This window comes from Streptomyces sp. NBC_01476 (assembly GCF_036227265.1).
Lineage (GTDB): Bacteria > Actinomycetota > Actinomycetes > Streptomycetales > Streptomycetaceae > Actinacidiphila.
Genome location: NZ_CP109446.1, coordinates 7,643,437 through 7,660,270, shown reverse-complemented (window position 1 = coordinate 7,660,270; position 16,834 = coordinate 7,643,437). Strand labels below are relative to the sequence as shown.

Annotated in this window: 8 protein-coding genes; 3 read left to right on the top strand and 5 right to left on the bottom strand. The window is 73.1% G+C overall.

Annotated features, from left to right (window positions below; genetic code table 11):
- Positions 1-99 precede the first annotated feature (99 nt).
- Entirely contained in the window at positions 100-4,170 is a 4,071-nt protein-coding gene (locus OG552_RS33265) for a discoidin domain-containing protein (RefSeq protein ID WP_329139372.1), read from the bottom strand.
- Positions 4,171-4,455: 285 nt separating this feature from the next.
- On the opposite strand from OG552_RS33265, the gene OG552_RS33260 reads away from it, so the two are divergent.
- The 3 genes from OG552_RS33260 to OG552_RS33250 all read left to right on the top strand — a co-directional run bounded on the left by OG552_RS33260 (position 4,456) and on the right by OG552_RS33250 (position 7,727).
- Positions 4,456-5,616: a hypothetical protein gene (locus tag OG552_RS33260; protein ID WP_329139370.1), complete on the top strand. Its 1,161-nt coding sequence runs from the start codon at positions 4,456-4,458 to the stop codon at positions 5,614-5,616.
- A 153-nt stretch (positions 5,617-5,769) separates the two neighbouring features.
- Entirely contained in the window at positions 5,770-6,291 is a 522-nt protein-coding gene (locus OG552_RS33255) for a hypothetical protein (RefSeq protein ID WP_329139369.1), read from the top strand.
- A 605-nt stretch (positions 6,292-6,896) separates the two neighbouring features.
- On the top strand, positions 6,897-7,727 hold the full coding sequence (locus tag OG552_RS33250; protein ID WP_443071223.1) for a hypothetical protein: 831 nt from the start codon (positions 6,897-6,899) through the stop codon (positions 7,725-7,727).
- 51 nt (positions 7,728-7,778) lie between these two features.
- Here the strand turns inward: OG552_RS33250 and OG552_RS33245 are convergent, their stop codons facing one another.
- From OG552_RS33245 to OG552_RS33230, 4 genes are all read right to left on the bottom strand, one after another.
- A complete protein-coding gene (locus tag OG552_RS33245) occupies positions 7,779-11,033 on the bottom strand; it encodes a hypothetical protein (protein ID WP_329139365.1) in 3,255 nt (1,084 codons plus the stop codon).
- A gap of 362 nt (positions 11,034-11,395) precedes the next feature.
- The gene (locus OG552_RS33240; RefSeq protein WP_329139363.1) at positions 11,396-14,344 is read right to left on the bottom strand and encodes a hypothetical protein; all 2,949 of its coding nucleotides are present in this window, start codon (positions 14,342-14,344) and stop codon (positions 11,396-11,398) included.
- Positions 14,344-14,538 (bottom strand): hypothetical protein, encoded by a 195-nt coding sequence (locus tag OG552_RS33235; RefSeq protein WP_329139361.1) that lies wholly within the window; start codon positions 14,536-14,538, stop codon positions 14,344-14,346. The genes OG552_RS33240 and OG552_RS33235 overlap by 1 nt, the downstream gene beginning before the upstream one ends.
- On the bottom strand, positions 14,535-16,469 hold the full coding sequence (locus OG552_RS33230) for an amidase (RefSeq protein ID WP_329139359.1): 1,935 nt from the start codon (positions 16,467-16,469) through the stop codon (positions 14,535-14,537). Before OG552_RS33230 ends, OG552_RS33235 begins: the two co-directional genes overlap by 4 nt.
- Positions 16,470-16,834: the final 365 nt, after the last annotated feature.

Genomic DNA, 16,834 nt, shown 5'->3' with positions numbered 1-16,834 from the left:
AATGCAGTGGACACGTCAAGGTCCGGACCAAGTCCCCGCGCGCGGGCAGCAGAAGGCGCCGGCCCCTCCAGCAGGACCGGCGCCGTTTCTGGGGGGCGGTCAGCCCCGTGCCACGGTACGCGGCACGTTGTACCCCTCGACCCGCAGGGCGGGCCGGCCCGAACGCAGCGCGCCGGTGGGCCAGGAGAGCGTGACGGACCGGGACTCGCCCGGCAGCAGCCAGAGGTAGTTGTCGCCGTACAGCGTCGGCAGCACCCTCTCGCCGCTGCGCTCGTCCAGCAGCGACAGCCGGACCATCGCCGCGACCGCCGAGCCCCGGTTGGTGACCGTTGCCGTCAGAGCGCTGCGCTCACCCGACCGGGTCACCCGGCCGGCGGAGGCCGCGACCTTCACCTGCCTGGCCTTGTTGAGCGCCTTCATGGCCGCCGTGTCGCGGTAGCGCCAGTAGGTGTTCTCCGACAGGACATGTCCCCGGCTGTCGGCCAGGCTCAGCCGCAGCAGGTGGAAGTCCGGCAGGCCGTTCGTCCAGCCGGCGGTGAACGCCTGCGTGGTGTCCGAGGAGGCGACGTCGAGCTTCTGCTGCCGGGTGGCGCCGAGCTGCTTGCCGTTCAGGTCGTACGCCCGCGCGGTCACGGTGACGCCCCGAAGCGCCTGCGGGGTGTGGTTGACCGCGATGACCTGCCAGTTGTCCGGGTCGGCCTGGACGTGCACGGCCTCGCACGCCTTGCGGGCCCCGTAATAGGTGCCGTTGACGTCGAAGTCGTAGTCGTACGTCTGCCAGACCGTGCTGTGCCACGCCGGGTGGGACATCCACAGCATCAGACCGCTGGCGTCGTCCCAGAGGTTGGCGTTCCACGCCTCGAACATCGCCCGGGTGTTCTCGTAGTTGACGAACTGCGCCTTGCGGGCGAAGTCGTCGAGCCCGGTGGCGCTGTCCAGCCGGGCCTCGATGGCGGCCTGGTAGTTCTGCGGCGCCTGATTCCCCCTGGTGCTCCAGTCGTGGTAGTACCAGGCCCCGCCGACCGGCCACTCCGGTTCGTCGCCGACGAGGTTGCGCATGCTCTCGGCGGTCGAGACCACCGGCATGCCGATCTCGGTGTGGAAGCCGAAGCTGCCGCTGCCGAAGGTGGTCGGGTCGTAGTAACGGGACGGCTCGACCCAGCCGTACGGGCCACCGCCGGTGATGATGCCGCCGGCCGAGTTGTTCTGGTAGAGGATGCCGGGGGCCTGCGACTGCACGGCGGTGCGCATGCCGTTGTCGATGGCGGCCGGCGGATTGCCCTCGTTGGCGCCGCACCAGACCACGACGCTCGGGTGGATGCGGTAGCGCAGCACGGTGTCCGCGGCGATGTCGTTGTACGCCTGGTGGTCCGGCGGGTCCATGCCCCACGCGTTGGGGAAGTCGTTCCACACCAGCAGACCGTGCTCGTCGCACTTGGCGAAGAACTCCTCACGGTTGCTGGAGGCCACCCAGTTGCGGATCATCGTGAAGTTCATGTCGCGGTGCATCCGCACCGCCGCGTCCATCCGCTCCAGCGGCATCCGGCGCAGCAGTTCGTCCCAGCCCCAGTTGCCGCCGCGGGCGAAGACCCGCACGCCGTTGACGCTGATCTTCAGCGGGACCGGCGTGTTGTCGACGCTCTTCACGTCGGTCCAGCTCTTCCCGTCGTCGGAGACCTGGATGGTGTACGTCTTCGGGAACGCCGCCTCCCACACGATGACGACCCGGTCGAAGGTCTGGGCGGAGCCCAGGTCGACCTGGATCCACTGGTTGTCCAGGTACTCCGAGGACCAGCGCGAGCCCGGGTTGCCGTCGGTGGCGTTCTTCGCCGGGTTCGACGGGTCCTCGGTGGAGGCGCTGACCGTCTTGTGCAGCGCCAGGTCGGTGCTGGGCAAGGAGCTGTCGATCACCGCGAGGCTCCACAGCGAGTTACCCCAACTGGTCGCCCGGGCGCCGCCGTTGATCCGCACATAGCGCGCGGTCCGGGCGGTGAAGTCCTCGGTCTGCAAGCTGGCGTCGCCGCTGTTGAAGGGCAGCGGGACCGCGGTGTTGTCGACCGCCTTCGCATCGGTCCAGGCCGAACCGTCGGCCGAGACCTGGACGATGTACGTCTGCGCGTACGCCTGCTCCCAGGTGAGGTCGACCCGGTCGAAGGAGACCGGCGCGCCCAGGTCCACCTGGATGTACTGGTCGTCGTCGAAGGACGAGGACCACCGGGTGTCCGGGTTGCCGTCGGTGGCGTTCTCCGGCCCGTGGTCGGACTCGTCGGTGGAAGAGGCGGTCGCCGTCTTGTGCAGAGCCAGGTCGGTGTCGGGCGCCGAGCTGTCGAAGACCGACAGGGTCCACAGCGAGGACCCCCACCCGGTCGCCCTGGTGAGGCACTTGATCCGCACGTACTGCGCCTGCCGCGCGCCCAGGTCCACCGACTGGGTGTACGCGTCGCTGCCGCTGGTGAACGGCAGCGGGGTGTCGTACTCGTAGCCGAACTGGCGGATGCCGAACCGGGTTTCGCGCCGGTCGCTCTGCCGTCCGTCCACCGTGGCGGTCAGCGTCAGGTCGTGCAGGTCCGGGCTGCCGTAGCCGTTGGGCCACCACAGCCTGGGGTTGCGGAGCTTGAGCTTGGTGTACGCGTCCGGGGCGAAGGTCACCTCGACGCTGGTGCCGGCCGGCACGGTGACGGTCTGCGAGACCTGCACCGCGTCGAAGGCGGCGGAGACGGTGACCTTGTGGTCGGCGGTGTCCGCGTTGCGCACCGGCACCACGATGGTCAGCTCGGCGCTGCTGGTGTCCGGCAGCTTCGGGAGGCTGGTGTCCACCCGGGGGTCGCCGATCACCGCGTGGCCGGTGGAGCGCAGCCGCACGTGGTTCCAGATGCCGGAGACGCGGTCGCGCACCGCGGGCATCCAGTCCCAGCCGGAAGCGGCAAGGTACGTGGGCGAGTTGAGGTTCATGATGTTGGCGCCGGCGTCGACGAACGACAGGCCCTCGGGGCCCTTGTCGCCGGGGGTGCCGGGGATCGGCATCGGGGTGATCTTCACCGCGAGCGCCTGCTCGCCGCCGGTCAGCAGCTTGGTGATGTCGTGCGCGGAGCGGGCGAAGGGGTAGGTCAGACCGCCGACCTGCTGACCGTTGAGCCAGATGTCGGCCTGGTGGTTGACCCCGTCGAACTCCAGCCAGATGTGGCGGCCGGAACCGGTGGCGAGGCCGTGCGGCAGGCGGAAGTCCCGCTTGTACCACCAGGAGTGGCGCGACAGCGCCTCCGGTATGTGCAGGTTGTTCATTCCGGTGACCGGGTCGGGCAGCTTGCCCTGGTCCACCAGTGAGGTCAGTACGGTGCCGGGGACGGTCGCGGGGAGCCAGCCGCTGGTGTCCACGGTGGGCTTGGACAGGTCGGCGCCCTCGCCGCCCGCCCAGTCGTCCATGGTCAGCGTCCAGCCGGACTCCAGCGGCACGGTGCCGTCGGCGGCGGTCTTGAGGTCCGGGGCGGTGTGGTGGTGCGTGCCCCAGTCGGTCCAGCCGGTGGCGTCCGGGCGGTGGCCGCGGGCGGTGCCGTAGACCTCGAAGCCGTTGAGGCCCAGCGGGTTGGTGTTCGACCGCTTGCGGACGGTCAGCCGGACCCAGCGGGCGGTGACCGGCTTGTCGAGCGTGATGTCGACGACGCCGCCGGTGCCTGAGGTGGTCCGGTACACGCTGGTCCAGGAGCGCTGGTCGCGGGAGGTCTCGACGACGAAGTCCACCGCGCAGCTGGAGAGGATCTCCTTGCCGGTGGTGCTGTCCCAGGGGTTGCCGCTGGTGGAGGGGACGAAGGGCGGGTCGTTGACGGTGGCTTCGAAGGTGAGGCGGACGGAGTCGACCTCGCAGTCGGCCTGCAGGTCGACCGAGATCCACTGCGGGTCGCCGGCGGCGGCCCGCCACCCGGAGCCCTTCACCCCGACCGAGCCGAGCTTGTCCACGGCGAACTCACCGGGGGTGGCCGCGTAGTCCGTGGAGGAGACCTGGATCGGCCGGTACGCGGCCAGCTCGCCGGGTGAAGTCGGCTTGCCCGGCCCTTTCTTGGGCTCGGCCGCGAAGCTGCTCCCCGGGAGCGCGACCCCCAGCCCGAAGCCGGCGAGCAGGGTCGAACCGGTGGCGACGACCGTTCGACGTGAGGGGTGAGACTGTTTTGGCATGTGCGTGGGTCCAATCCCAGGTGGGCGGCTCAACGGAGCGCGCGGGCCGGCTCGGGTCCGCATGACAACGTTGCCATAGGCTGTAATCCCGGCAGGCTTCTGTCAAGACCTGACGCGGATGTCCGTTTCTGATCGCGGGGGTTGGACACGGCGGGAGGGGGCCGGGTGGGCCGTCCGAGTGAGAACGCTCCGCGCAGGCGTCGGCGTCCGGCCGCAGTGGGATCTATCTGACCCGCGCCCCACTGTCCCCTGTCCCCTGTCCCCCTGCGATGGGAGCCCCGCCGTATGTCCCGTTTCACCGCAACGCTCAGCGCGTCGCTCGCCGCGGCAGTCGTCGCGGCCGTACCCGCCGCGGTTCTCGCGCCCGGCGCGGGAGCCACGGCGTACGTGCTGCAGAAGGTCACCGCCGACGACCTCGGGCCGTCCGGCCCCTGGCTGCGGCTGCAGGACGACCCGGGGAACGCGGGCCGGCCGCCGGGCGTCCAGGAGGTCGCGCCCTTCGCGGACCCGGTCAGGTTCAACGGGAGCCTGCACCTCGCGGTGGCCCCCGCCGCCCAGGCCCAGCAGGCGCAGGCCGCGCACTACTTCAACCGCAGGATCCCGCTGAGCTCCATCGCGGCCGGCTCGCCGTCGTACGACGTGTACGTGCGCGGCTGGACGTCCACCCCCGCGGCGATCCCCTACGGTGCGAGCCTGCAGCTCCCGCTCTTCTGCCAGGGTGCCTTCACCACGCTCAGCTTCCAGCCGCAGCTGGCGACGGACAGTCAGGGACGTACCGGCGCGGTGGCCGACACCTGGCGGCACTTCGTGGCCGGCGGCTCCTCGCAGTGGTCCACCTCGAACGCGGTCGCGTCGTTCGGCGCCGGGACCGACCACGCGCTGAGCGATTACGTGGCCGCCTGCGACGCGGCGGACGACGGCGTGATCGGTGTGATCGCCAACGCCGGGCGGCTCGGCGACGCCGGCCAGAGCGTGGACACGTATGTCGACAACCTCGCGGTGAACGGCACGGTCTACGAGTTCGGGGTGGGCAAGGACGCCCAGGGGACGATCGTCGTGGCCGGCGGGGCGAACGGCAAGACCGCGGCCGCCCCGCGCAGCGGCTACGTCACCTTCGCCAGTCCGCGTGGCGGCCCGGCCTACGCCTCGGTCGGCACCCGGCTGGTGTTCTCCCGGCCGGGCGGTCTCGCGGTGCGCGACCTCACGGTGACCGCGAACGGCAAGCCCGTCACGTTGACCGCCGGCTCCGGCGGCACGCTCTCCGCGGTGGTGACGCCGTCCGCCACCACGGACCTCGGCCCGAACGCCACCTATCGCACGCCGTTCACCGTCGCGTTCAAGAGCGCCTCGGCGAAGGCCGTCGCCCTGACCGCCACACTGCTCGCCCAGGGGTACCAGCCCCTCCAGCCGACCAGCATCCACGCGGACACCCAACTGCACCCATAACCCCCCGCCCCGGGGCCCCGCCGCCCCGCCCGGGGTCGCGGTGAAGCGGGGGGCGGGGGCGACCCGGCGGGGAGGGGTGGGGTTACGGGGAGATGGGGGGTGTATGGGGTTACATCGTGCCGGAGTGAAGCGTTCGGTACGAAAGGCGGCGCGGTGTCCCATATTGCCGGCGATCAATGGGTTCCCCAGCGGCGGGAAGAGCCGCTGCAGCGGCTGCTGTTCGGCGGGGTGTACGGCACCGTGCTCGCCAGCGCGCTGGCCGCAGCGCTCGACCAGGACGGCAGTGGGCCCTCCAACCCGGGCTACGACGCCCTGTGGGTGCTGGTGGCGTCCCTCGCGGGTGCCGCGTCGCACGGCTACGCGCACGCCATCGCCCACCGCACGGCAGGCGAGCAACGGGTCACCGCGAGGACCGTCAGGTCGGTGCTGACCGAGTGGCCGCTGGTCGCCGCCGCCGTACCCACCCTGGCGGCCCTGCTCGGCGCGGCGGCCGGCTGGTGGAGCGAGGTCGGCGGCATCAACGTCGCGCTGGGGATCAACACGGCGGCCCTCTTCGGATGGGGCCTGTGGGCGGCCCGGGTGGCGGGCCTCGCCTGGCCCGCGGCCTGCCGGGTCGGCTCCATGGACGTCCTGCTGGGGTTGTTCATCGTGGCCGCGAACATCCTGAGCCATTGAGCGCGCGGCGCGGTCCCCCGGCCCCCGGGCGAGCGGGGGGCCGCGACGCGATCTGCTGCCGTGCCCCGCCACGCGGTTCGCGACCCGGCGGTGGGCGGGTAGTCCGACGGCCGCCGGGCGGGAACAGGCCCTCGGCGGACGGCCCGTAAGTCCCGCACCGGCCCGCACCCGTCTCCCCGCCTGCCTCCCGCCATGCCTGGCCGCACCGGCCGCACCGGCCGCACCGACCCGGGCCAGGAGAGCCGGCCGGATCGCGCAGGCCCGCCGGGCTACGGGCCGCCAAGACCAGGGCGAACCGGGAGAGCCGGACGGGCCAAGCGGCCTGGGCAGGCCGGGCCAGAGGGCCAGCCGGATCACGCGGGCCGGCCGGACCGGGCGAGCCGGGGAGCGCCAGGCGGGCTGACCGAGCCGGAGAGCCTGCCGGCCCGGCGGCGGGCCGGCAGGGCCAGGGTAGTGAACCCCTCAGTGTTCAGGACGAGTTGGCCGCGGCCCCATGGTGAGGGTGATGACCGCGGGGCTAGGGTGCTTGCTGCCCTGGCCGCCGCCCGTGACGGGCGGCGGTCCTCTCACGCCTCCGGAGGGTCCCGTTGACCGCGTCATCCGCACTGCGCCGCCGCACCGCCGCTCTGCTGTTTGCCGTAACCGCGCTCGCCGCGGCGGGCACCGCCACCGCGCACGCCGACTCCCCCGGCGGCTGGACCAGGTCCGGCAGCTCGACGATCAGCTCACTGACCGGCGGCGAGGGCATCGCCACCCGCGCCGACGGCTCGACGCTGACCCGCGGCCTCGCCTCGATCCCGCTGGGCCTGCGCTTCGCCGGCTGGAACCACGTCGGCGACCCCGACATCGCAGCCGGTTACGTCTTCGACGACTACCAGGGCGGCGACGACGCGACCTCGAAGATGTTCGAGGTCACCACGCCCGGCGGGACCTCGTACGACTACGTCCACCCGCTGGACAGCGGCGAACTGCTCAACAACTCCTTCGCCGCGGTCTCCCCCGACGCCCAGTGGCTGGTGGCCGGCGAGTGGGGGACCATGAACCGGCTCCAGGTCTTCCCCGCGCCGCTCACCAACCCCAGCACCTCGCCGACCGGCGGCACCCTCGCCCAGGCGGGCCAGATCACGCTCAGCCAGAGCGTCACCGACATCCAGGGCTGCGACTTCGTCTCCGCCACCCGTCTGGTCTGCGCGTCCGACGACGACGCCAAGGACGTACTGCAGGTCGATCTGCCGCATGCTCTCGACGGCACCCCCGTCACCGGCCAGGTCAGCACGCTCTTCCAGGTGCCGCGCTCCAGCATCTGCTCGGGCACCTACGAGACCGAGGGCATCGACTACGACCCGGCCGCGAAGATCCTGCGGGTGGAGATCGTCCCGCCGAGCGTCTGCGCGGTGACCACCACGGTCTACTCCTACCGTCCGACCACCGGCTGACCGCGGCCGGTCGCACCGGTCACCGACCACGCCAGTCACCGGCCACACCGGTCACAGGTCGCGCGAGCGCCTCAACCCCGTGCTCAGGGCCGCTTCCGCCACATCCGGGTCCGGGTGGCCGAGCAGGACGTCGAGTACGGCGGGCCAGGGGTCGGCCCACGCCGTCCGCGGGCCCGCCGTCCCGGTCAGCCAATGAGCGATGAGGCCCGCCGCGGTCGTGGGGACGGCGGCCAGCGCACCGGCCACCGTGGCGAAGGCGGCCGGCAGGTGCTGTCCGCCGGCCACCTGGGGGCCCTGCCTCAGGTCCAGGCGGTGGGGACGGTCCGCCACCAGCGTGAGGCAGCGGTGCCACCGGTCCATCGAGCCGTCGCCGCGGACGAGCGCGGTGGCTGCCGCCTGGAAGGCCACGCGGGCGGCGGCTGCTCGCAGACCGGCGGCCTCCAGTGCGCCGGCGAGGACATCGTCCGCGCCCGGATCGCGGTCCGCCGTCCTCCGGCCGAGCCGCAGGAGCACCAGCGTCGGGTCGCCCTGCTCGCCGCGGGCCTGGGTGACGACCGCGGCGAGCGCGGTGCGGAATGCGTCCCGCGCGGTGCCGGGGAGGTCCTTGGCCATCAGGAGTTCGGCCGCGCCGGCCCGGACCAGGACCGGGCGTGCCGGGTCGGCGAGAGCGGCGGACAGTGCACGGGCGTGCCCGGCGCGGGTGTCGGCGCCCAGTTGCCCGAAGGCGCGGCAGGCCGCCATGGCCTGGTCGGCGGGTGCGCCACGGATCAGTCCGGCGAGGAAGGCGGCGTACGGCGGACGGGCGGCGGCGGGCAGCCTGTCCTGGCCTGCGGCGACGGCGTCCAGTACGGCCCTGTGCCGGAGCCCGCCGGTGAGCCGCGCTGCGACGTCCGGCTCCGCCACGTGGGCGAGCAACGGCCGGGCCAGCGCCGCCAGTACGTCGTGATGCTGCCCTGGCGCGTCCCACCCGGCGAGCAGCGCGCGACGGGCTTTGTCCCCGCCCGTCGCGTCGAGGGCGCGCACCGCCTCCTTCCGTGTGCCGACCGGGCCGCCGGTGTCCGCAAGCAGCGTCCCGAGCACCTTGACGGCCGCCGGTCCGTCGATGGCGCCCAGTGTCCGTCTGATCCCGGCCATCGCGGCCCGGCTCCGTACGCCTCCCGCGGCGGCGTACGGCAGCAGCACCCGCAGCGCTTCCTCCGTCGGCAGCACCCCGGGCTCGGCCAGCGCGGTGAGCGCCGCGGCGGCCACCGGCTGCGGCGCCCCGGTGCCCGGCCCCTCCCCCGCCAGTGACCGCAGTGCCGCCGGGTCGCGCAGCGCCGCCGCCGCGGTCGAGCGTTCCCGCAGCGGTGCGTCCTCGGCGGCGGCGATGACGGCCAACCGGTCGTCGAACGCCGTGCGTTGGGCGGGCAGCCAGCGGCCCCGGACCCAGGCGGTGAGCGGCGGCGTCCAGTTCGGCGGTACGCAGGGACCGGTGAGGGCACCGAGCAGGTCGGTGCGGCGGGTGACGACGGTGCGCAGCAGCGGCTCACCGGTGATCAAGGTTGGGCGGGCGGCGAGGAGTTCCCCGCAGCGGGCCTCGCGGGTGCGGGGGTCGCGCAGGAGGACGGCGGCGGCACGTCCGGCAAGCCGGTGGTCGCCGCCGGCGACGGTACGGGAGAGGAGTTCTTCCAGGCCGGGCAGCGACGCGGCGCGCACGGCGAGGAGTTCGGCCAGCGCGACCACCCGGTGCGGCCGAAGGCCGGCTGGTTCGGCGGCGGACCACAGGGCCGACGCCGTCGCGGGCCCGATCGGCAGGGGAGGCCGGCCGCCCCTGCGGCGTGGGTCGTTGGCGCATTCGGCGAGCAACAGGGCCACCGCCCGGCCGCGTTCAATGTCGCCGCGGGCAGCCGCGTTCAGCGCTGTGCGGCGCAGCCAGAGTTCAGCCGCGGCCAGGGTGGCGGCGGTGGAGTCGTGGGACTGGACGGCCGTCATCGCGGCGTCCCGCAGGACGCCGAGCGGGACCGCCGGGAGCAGCCGGGCCGGGGTGTGGCCGGCCTCGCGCAGGGCGGCCTCGCGGACCATCACCTGGTCGTGCCATGCCCGTTCGCAGGAGATGAGCACGCTGCCGTACCCGGCCGGGTCGCCGTGCAACTGGGCGCAGGCGATCAACTGCGGCCATGCGTTGGCCCGTTCGTGCACCAGGCCGGAGTCCGTCCCGGTGCGCAGCATCTCCTCGGCTTCGGGCAGGGGCAGCAGGGCGGCCGTCCGCCCGCGCCGGGAGTTCCGGAGCGAGCCCGGCAACCGGCGGAGCAGGGCGGCGCGGTCGGCGGCTTCCAGCGCGGCGACGGCGTGCGTCCGGCCGATCGGAACATGCTCGTCCGGTCCCAGCCGCTCGGTGACGATCCGCAGCCGCTCCGGCGCGGGCAGCAGGAGCAGCAGCGGTTCGGGTGCGGTGATCGGCCGGCCTCTCCTGCCCGTGGCAGGGGCGGTGCAGGCCGAGGCGAGCAGGGCGAGGTCCGGCGCGGGCAGCGCGCGCAGCCGCCGACGCACACGCCGCGGCAACGGCCGTACGCCCAGCGGAAGTTCGGCCTTCGCGGCACGCCGTACCGCGGCCAGCAGCTCCGCGGGGCGGCGCAGCAGGGCGAGTGTCGCCTCCTCGGTGAGCACCCAGGGCGCCCTTTCGGCCAGCACGGTCGCGGCGCGCGGATCACGCCGGGCCAGTACGGTCACCTGCCGCTCGCGGCCCGCCGACGCGCGGAACCGGTCCCATCCGTGGACGGATTCCAGGCAGCCGGCGAGGTAGTCGGCGAGCGGGCCCGGTGCGGTGCGGGCCAGCGGGCCCAGCGCCCCGGGCTGGGCGCCGTCGGCGCAGGCCGGCAGCCAGTTGGCCACCACCGCGTCGGAGCAGGCCGGGAGGAGCCGCAGCGCCTCGGCGGCGCCGTACCGCTCGTATGTCAACGGCAGCAGCCTGTCGGCGAGCGCCCGCCGGCGGGACCGCCGCAGCACGCGGTGGAGGTCCCGCCGCAGACCGGACACCGGTCCCAGGGCGAGCGCGGCGAGCGGTTCGTCGGGGACCGGCAGCCGGATCGCGGCGGCCAGCGCGGGGCGCCGCAGCAGCGGATCAGTGAGGGCGTCGGTCACCGCGGCGAGGTCGCGGCGGACGACGGCCAGGAACAGGGCGGTCCGGCGGTCGTCCGGGTCCCCGGCGTCGAGCCGGGCCCGAAGCGTCCGGTAACCGTCGGTGTCCAGGGCGCGGGCGTGCTCGGCGAGCGCGCGCATGCGGGCCGGGAACGGAAGGTCGTGCGGGAACGGAAAGGCAGCGGTCAAAGCTGCGGCTTCTTCTCTTTCGGCGGAGCGGCCGGCACGGAGTGCCGGCCTTCTTCCGGGCAACGTCCCGGGCGTCCTGGCGGAACGCACCGGCGGTGCGGGGGTTTCGGCTGCCGCCACGGGGGCGGGCTGGTTTCGGGGTGCGTCCGCTCCGGACGCTCGACGGTGGCTCATCGCGGTCAGCAGATGGTCGCGAGGCCGTCCTTCCGGTTCATCACGCGGGTGATCGTCCCAGCGCGCGGCCGGCCCGCGCAACCGCGTTTCCCGCCCGGGACCGTGGCCGCGGCCGGCAAAGGGCCCCCGCGGGTGCGTACCCGCGGGGGCCCTTCCCAGGTGAGGTCAGGTCAGGTCACTGGCCCTGCTCAGTGCCCTCCTCTGCCGTGGGGACGCTCGACCTTCAAGCCCGCCGTCGCCGTGCGGCCGGACCCGGCGCCCACCGCGGTGAGCGTGGTGGCGCCGTACGGCTGGCCGGCCGGGATCACGGCGTCGAAGCGCACCTCGCCGTGGGCGCTCGCCACGGCGGTACCCAGCGGCAGCGAGCCCAGGGTGAAGGCGACGCTCTCACCGCTGCGGTAGCCCGAGGCGCTGACCGGGACGGTCTCGCCGGGGGTGGGGCCGGCGTCGTGGACGCTCAGCCGGCCGGGGTGGGAGAGCGCCTGGTGTTCGGCGCAGACGTCACCCTGGACGCCGACCGGGGGCGCCGGGGTCACGGTTCCGGTGGTGCCGTCGTCCTCGCGGACGGTGACGGTACCGAAGTCGCCGCTGCCCAGCACCGCGTCGGTGGAGTCCGACACGCCGATCTTGTAGGAGGTGGTCGCGGTGGCACCTGGCAGGGTGTCACCGGTCAGCGGGATGCTCACCGCCCGGCAGGTCGCTCCCCGGGGGAAGGTGACCTGCTGCATGGCCAGTCCGACCTTGCCGGTCGCCGAGCCGATCACCGTCAGGTACGCGGTCACGGTCGTGCCGCTCGGCCGCGAGAGGTAGACCGCGACCTTCCCGGTGCCGGGCCCGGAGCCCTCCTCCACCGCGGTGGAGGCCACGTTGACCGTCGGCCGCGGGTGCACCTGCGGCGTGCCCAGGCTCTTGCTGTCGAAGCCCAGGTCGGAGAGGTACTCACCGCCCGTCGCCGTACCGTCCGCGCCGATGGCCGGGGTGAAGGTGACCTTGGCGAGACGGCTGAGGTCGAGGTGGGCCTTCTTGAGCGTGGCGGTCGGCACGTGCACCTGCTGGAGCACGATCTTGCCGAGGTTGGTGGAGGTGCTGGCCGGCATCCGGCTGACGCCCCAGGTGTTGAGGTCGGACACCGGGCTGCTCCAGGTGTGCCCGGAGCTGTCGGACACGCTCAGTGTCATGTCGGTGCCGGTGGCGACGCTCTCGTCCGGCGACATGTCGACGGTCATCTCGTCGTACCGCGACACATTGCGCTGGGCGGGCGGGACGGTGACGGTCACGCCGCCGCCGGTACCGGTCCAGGTGAGATGGGTCATCGGGTTGAGCGGGACGTTCGGCGCGAAGGAGGCGGGTGTCCAGTACGGCACCTGCTGGTTGGTGAGGGTGCTGCCCGGGTTGGTGCAGACCGGCAGCACCTCGGGAACCGTCCGCCCGTACTTGCTGGCGCAGACCGTCGCGGTCACCGCGCCGCTCGCCTTCACCAGCGGGGAGACTTCCTTGAAGGTGGTGATGTCGGTGCGCTCGGACGCGGGCTGCTGGGCGACGGTGCGTACGTCGGCGTAGCCGGCGACGGACGGCGGCTCCTGGCCGGAACCGTCGAACATGCCCTGGAAGCGGGTCTGTCCGCCGAGGGTGGCCTCGAAGAAGCCGGAGATGTACGCGGAGCCGACCTGGTACTCCTGGGCCGCGGTGAGCCGGATGTTCTGGCCGGACGCCTGGGCGGCGGCGCTGGTGCCGCAGACCGGGTCGTCGGCCTTCGACCAGTCGTCGGAGGCGCCCGGGTAGGGCGGTGTCCACGAGGAGTTGTAGAAGTCGTGGTCGGTGCCCATGACCCAGATGTCGGAGCGCTGCACGTCGTCGGAGAAGGTTCCGTCGCGCGAGTCGGCGTAGAAGTGCTGCCCCTGCTGGTCGGACACGTCACCGTCGCAGTACGGCAGCAGCGTGGTGGTCACGACGTCGGGCAGGGTGGGGCGGGTGAAGTCGATCGGGGCGAGCGCGAAGACCGACTTGATGTCCCACGGGTGCGCCAGGCCCTCGTTGAGGGTGCCGGTGGTGACGACGCCCTCGCCGCCGCGGGAGTGGCCCATCAGCCCGATGCGGCTGAAGTCCATGGTGCCCTTGAGGTCACGCGCGCGGAGCGTGCCGTCCGGGTAGGTGGTCCGGCCGGCCGCCAGCGCCTGGTCGAGGGTGCGGTCCTGGCCGGTGGCGGCGTCGTGGTACGTGACCTGGTGGCCGCTGTTCACCGACTTGAGCATGGTGAGGGTGTCGAGGACCAGCTGGCCGCGGGAGATGGCGCCGTCGTCCGGGGAGAGCTGGTTGTCGTTGGCGTTGATCGCGTTGGCGGAGATCGACACCACCGTGTAACCGGCCGCCGCCAGCGCCTCGCCGGCGCCGTCGTAGCCCGCGTAGCTGAGGATCGGGGAGGTGCCGGCCGGGCAGGGCCAGCCGCTGGCACCCTTGAGGGTGGTGGTGTTGTAGCAGGAGCTGTGCCGGCCGTGCAGGAAGATCACCAGCGGGTGCTCGCCGTGGCCGGCCGGCAGATAGACGCGGCCTTCGAGTTCGCCGCGGATGCCGCCGATGTCGGCCAGCGGGATCGACTGGGCGCCGAAGTCGTAGTCGGCGATGGTGTAGTGGCCGGTGCCGATGGTGGTCGGGTCGGCGGGGGCCGGCGCCGGGCCGCCCGGCTTCTTCGAGGTGTCCGGGGCGACCGACCGCTGCTGGGCCTTGGGCAGCGCGGACGGCAGTGTGGTCGGGCCGGTCGTGAGGTCGTCGCCGCCGCTGGACCACTGCCAGCTGATGGACTTGGCGGTGGCCACCGACGGGTCGGTGGTGGTCACCGTGAGGGTCTGGCCGTCGGCCGACTCGGCGGCCGGGCCCAGCGCCGCGCCGTCCGCCAGCAGGACCGGCATGTCGTCCTTGACGGGCAGTGCGGTGCCCAGGTCGAGCGAGACCAGATAGCCGCCCGCGGCCCGGGTCACCGTCCAGTCGGCGCCCGAGTCGACCACGGCGGTGCTCGGGTCGGGTGCCGCGGCGGCGGCCGGCAAGGTGGCGGCGGCCGTGGACGCCCCGAGGACGAGGAGTCCGGCGGCCACCGCGGTGAGCGGGCGCCGCAGCGTCCGCACCCGTATGTGTCTGTTCACTACTGCTTGCTCCCGCTCTCATGCGTGCGGCCGGCCGGGCCGGCGTCCGGGTCGTCGTCCGGATAGGGGTAGAAGGCGGTGCCGAGTTTGGGCAGCCAGCCGACGGTGGCCAGCGGCTCGGTGCCGTCGCCGGGGTGCTGCGGCGGGAGTCCGGCGTTGATCACCGGGCCCCAGCCGACGGTGAGGAAGCTCATCGCAGGGCCTCCTCGGCGATCAGCGGGTCGTTGGAGAGCTCCGGCGGGGTGGGCGGTTCGGCGACCAGCACCCGGGGCGCGATCTTCGGGGTGGTGGCGGCGACCGGGTCCGGCGGGGCCGCGTTGTGGTACTCGGGGTAGGCGGCCTGGTAGTCGATGGCGGCCTGGACGATGACCGGTTCGCTGAACCGCGGTCCCCAGAACTGGGCCGCGATCGGCAGCCCGAGGGTGCTGTCGTAGCCGATCGGGAAGGAAACCATCGGCCAGGTCAGGGCGTTGGGCAGCTGGTAGTAGGCGCGGTAGACCGGGAAGCCGGAGCCGGTGCGCAGGCCGATCTGCGCGCCCAGCGACAGCACGAGCATGAAGTCGACGCCCGCGGCGTCCAGCGCGGCCTGGTAGTTGGCCTGCAGGGTGCGGCGGCGGTGCTCGCCCTCGACCCGTACGGAGGCGGGGACCGCGCCGCCGAAGCGGGTGGCGGACTCGAAGGAGGCGGTGGCCTCGCCGGGGGCCTTCCGGCCGTACTGGGCCAGCAGGGCCGCGGCCTGGTCGGCGGGGCGGGTGGCGGCGAAGTCCTTCACCGCGTCCCAGTAGCGGATCTCGTACCGGTTGGGGCTGAGCACCGCGGAGGACGGCGAGACCGGGGAGCCGTCGACGGTGGCCAGCACGTCGGTGCTGTTGAAGTAGGGGTCGTTGGCCGGCACGGTGACGTCCAGGCCGGGGAACTCCTTCACCTTCGCGCCGAGCGCGGTGAGTTGCTGCTTGAGCCGGTTGAAGGCGGCGAGGTGGTCGGCGTCGTAGGTGTCCTGGGGCTTGGTGCCCGTCTGGACACCGCGGCTGGTGCGCATCCAGTCCGACAGCGGGATCCCGATGGTGGTGCCGGCCAGCGGCTTGCGGCCCGTGCGGGCGGTGAGCGGCATGGCGGGGAACGGGTCGGGGGCGGCGAGGGTCAGCGGGTCGTTGGCGGGGTCCGGGCCGTGGATGACCGACATGATCAAGGACGCGTCGCGTACCGAGCGGGCGATCGGACCGAGGACGTCGTATCCCGGGGAGAGCGGCATCAGTCCGGCCACCGAGTTGGTGCCCAGCGACGGCTTGATGCCGCTGGCGCCGTTGGCGGCCGACGGCATCATGATGGATCCGCCGGTCTCCTCGCCGATGCAGGCCGCCGCCAGCCGGGCGACCGGCGCGACACCGGAGCCCTGGCTGGAGCCGCCGGGGACGTACGCCTTGTTCCAGGCGTTGCCGGCGAAGGTGCCGGTGATGGAGCCGGAGAAGGCCGAGGCGATGGTGTGGCCGAGGATCACCGCGCCGGCCTCCCGCAGCCGGGCGACGACGGTGGCGTCCCGCAGGGCCGCGTTTCCGTCGAAGGCGTGGCTGCCGTCCTTCGCCTCCAGGCCCTTGACGGCGACCGAGTCCTTGATGCCGAACGGGATGCCGAGCAGCGGCGGCAGGTCCTCGTGCGAGTGCCGGGACCGGGCGAACTTCTGGTCGGCGGCTGCCGCCTGGGCCAGTGCCCCCGCCCGGTCGATCCGGACGAAGGCGTTGTAGAGGCCGTTGTCGCCGTAGGTCTCGAAGGGGCCGTTGAAGCGGTCGATACGGTCCAGGTACGCCTTGGTGACCTGGACCGCCGTGACCACCCGGGCCCGCATCAGCGCGGCGAGTTCGACCACTTCGTAGTCGACCAGCCGGTGCCGCTTCTTGATGCTGTTGACCGAGGGAAGAGCGCGCTCGAAGGCGGCGCTCGCCGACGCGGGAGAGTCCGCGGCGGCCGGCGACACGGCGGCGGCCGAGACGGCGGCCGCACCGGTCACGGCGGCGGCGCCGCCGAGTACGGCGCGGCGGCTGAGGCCGTGGCGGTTTCCCGGCGCGGCCGGGGCGGCCGACGGGTCGGCGACGGTGGGAGGCTGGGACGTGACACGTTCTGCTGGCATGTGCAGCTTTCCTGTCTTCGTTGGCGCATGGCGAAGGGAAAGAAGGGTGAACGTGGGGGGACGGCGGCTCCGTTGGGAGACTTTAGGGCGTCGCGAAGAGCCGGGGGAAGACCGTTTTGCGGGGGTCGGCGGACGCCCACGGGATTGTTTCCGCGGCGTTCCGGAAAGGTGAATTCCGGCGCCTTGGCAATGCCGCACGAATCCGGCGCAATCGACCGCCGGGGGCCCTCGGCACCCTTGGTGAGCTGCCGCTAAAGAGGTATTTGAAACCAAAACTAAACACATTGCGGGACCGTTCGCGGCGTTCATTTAACGCGGCGGAAGGCAGCGCGGACCGTCTTTGCGCAAAGCGCCGGAAAGCCTTT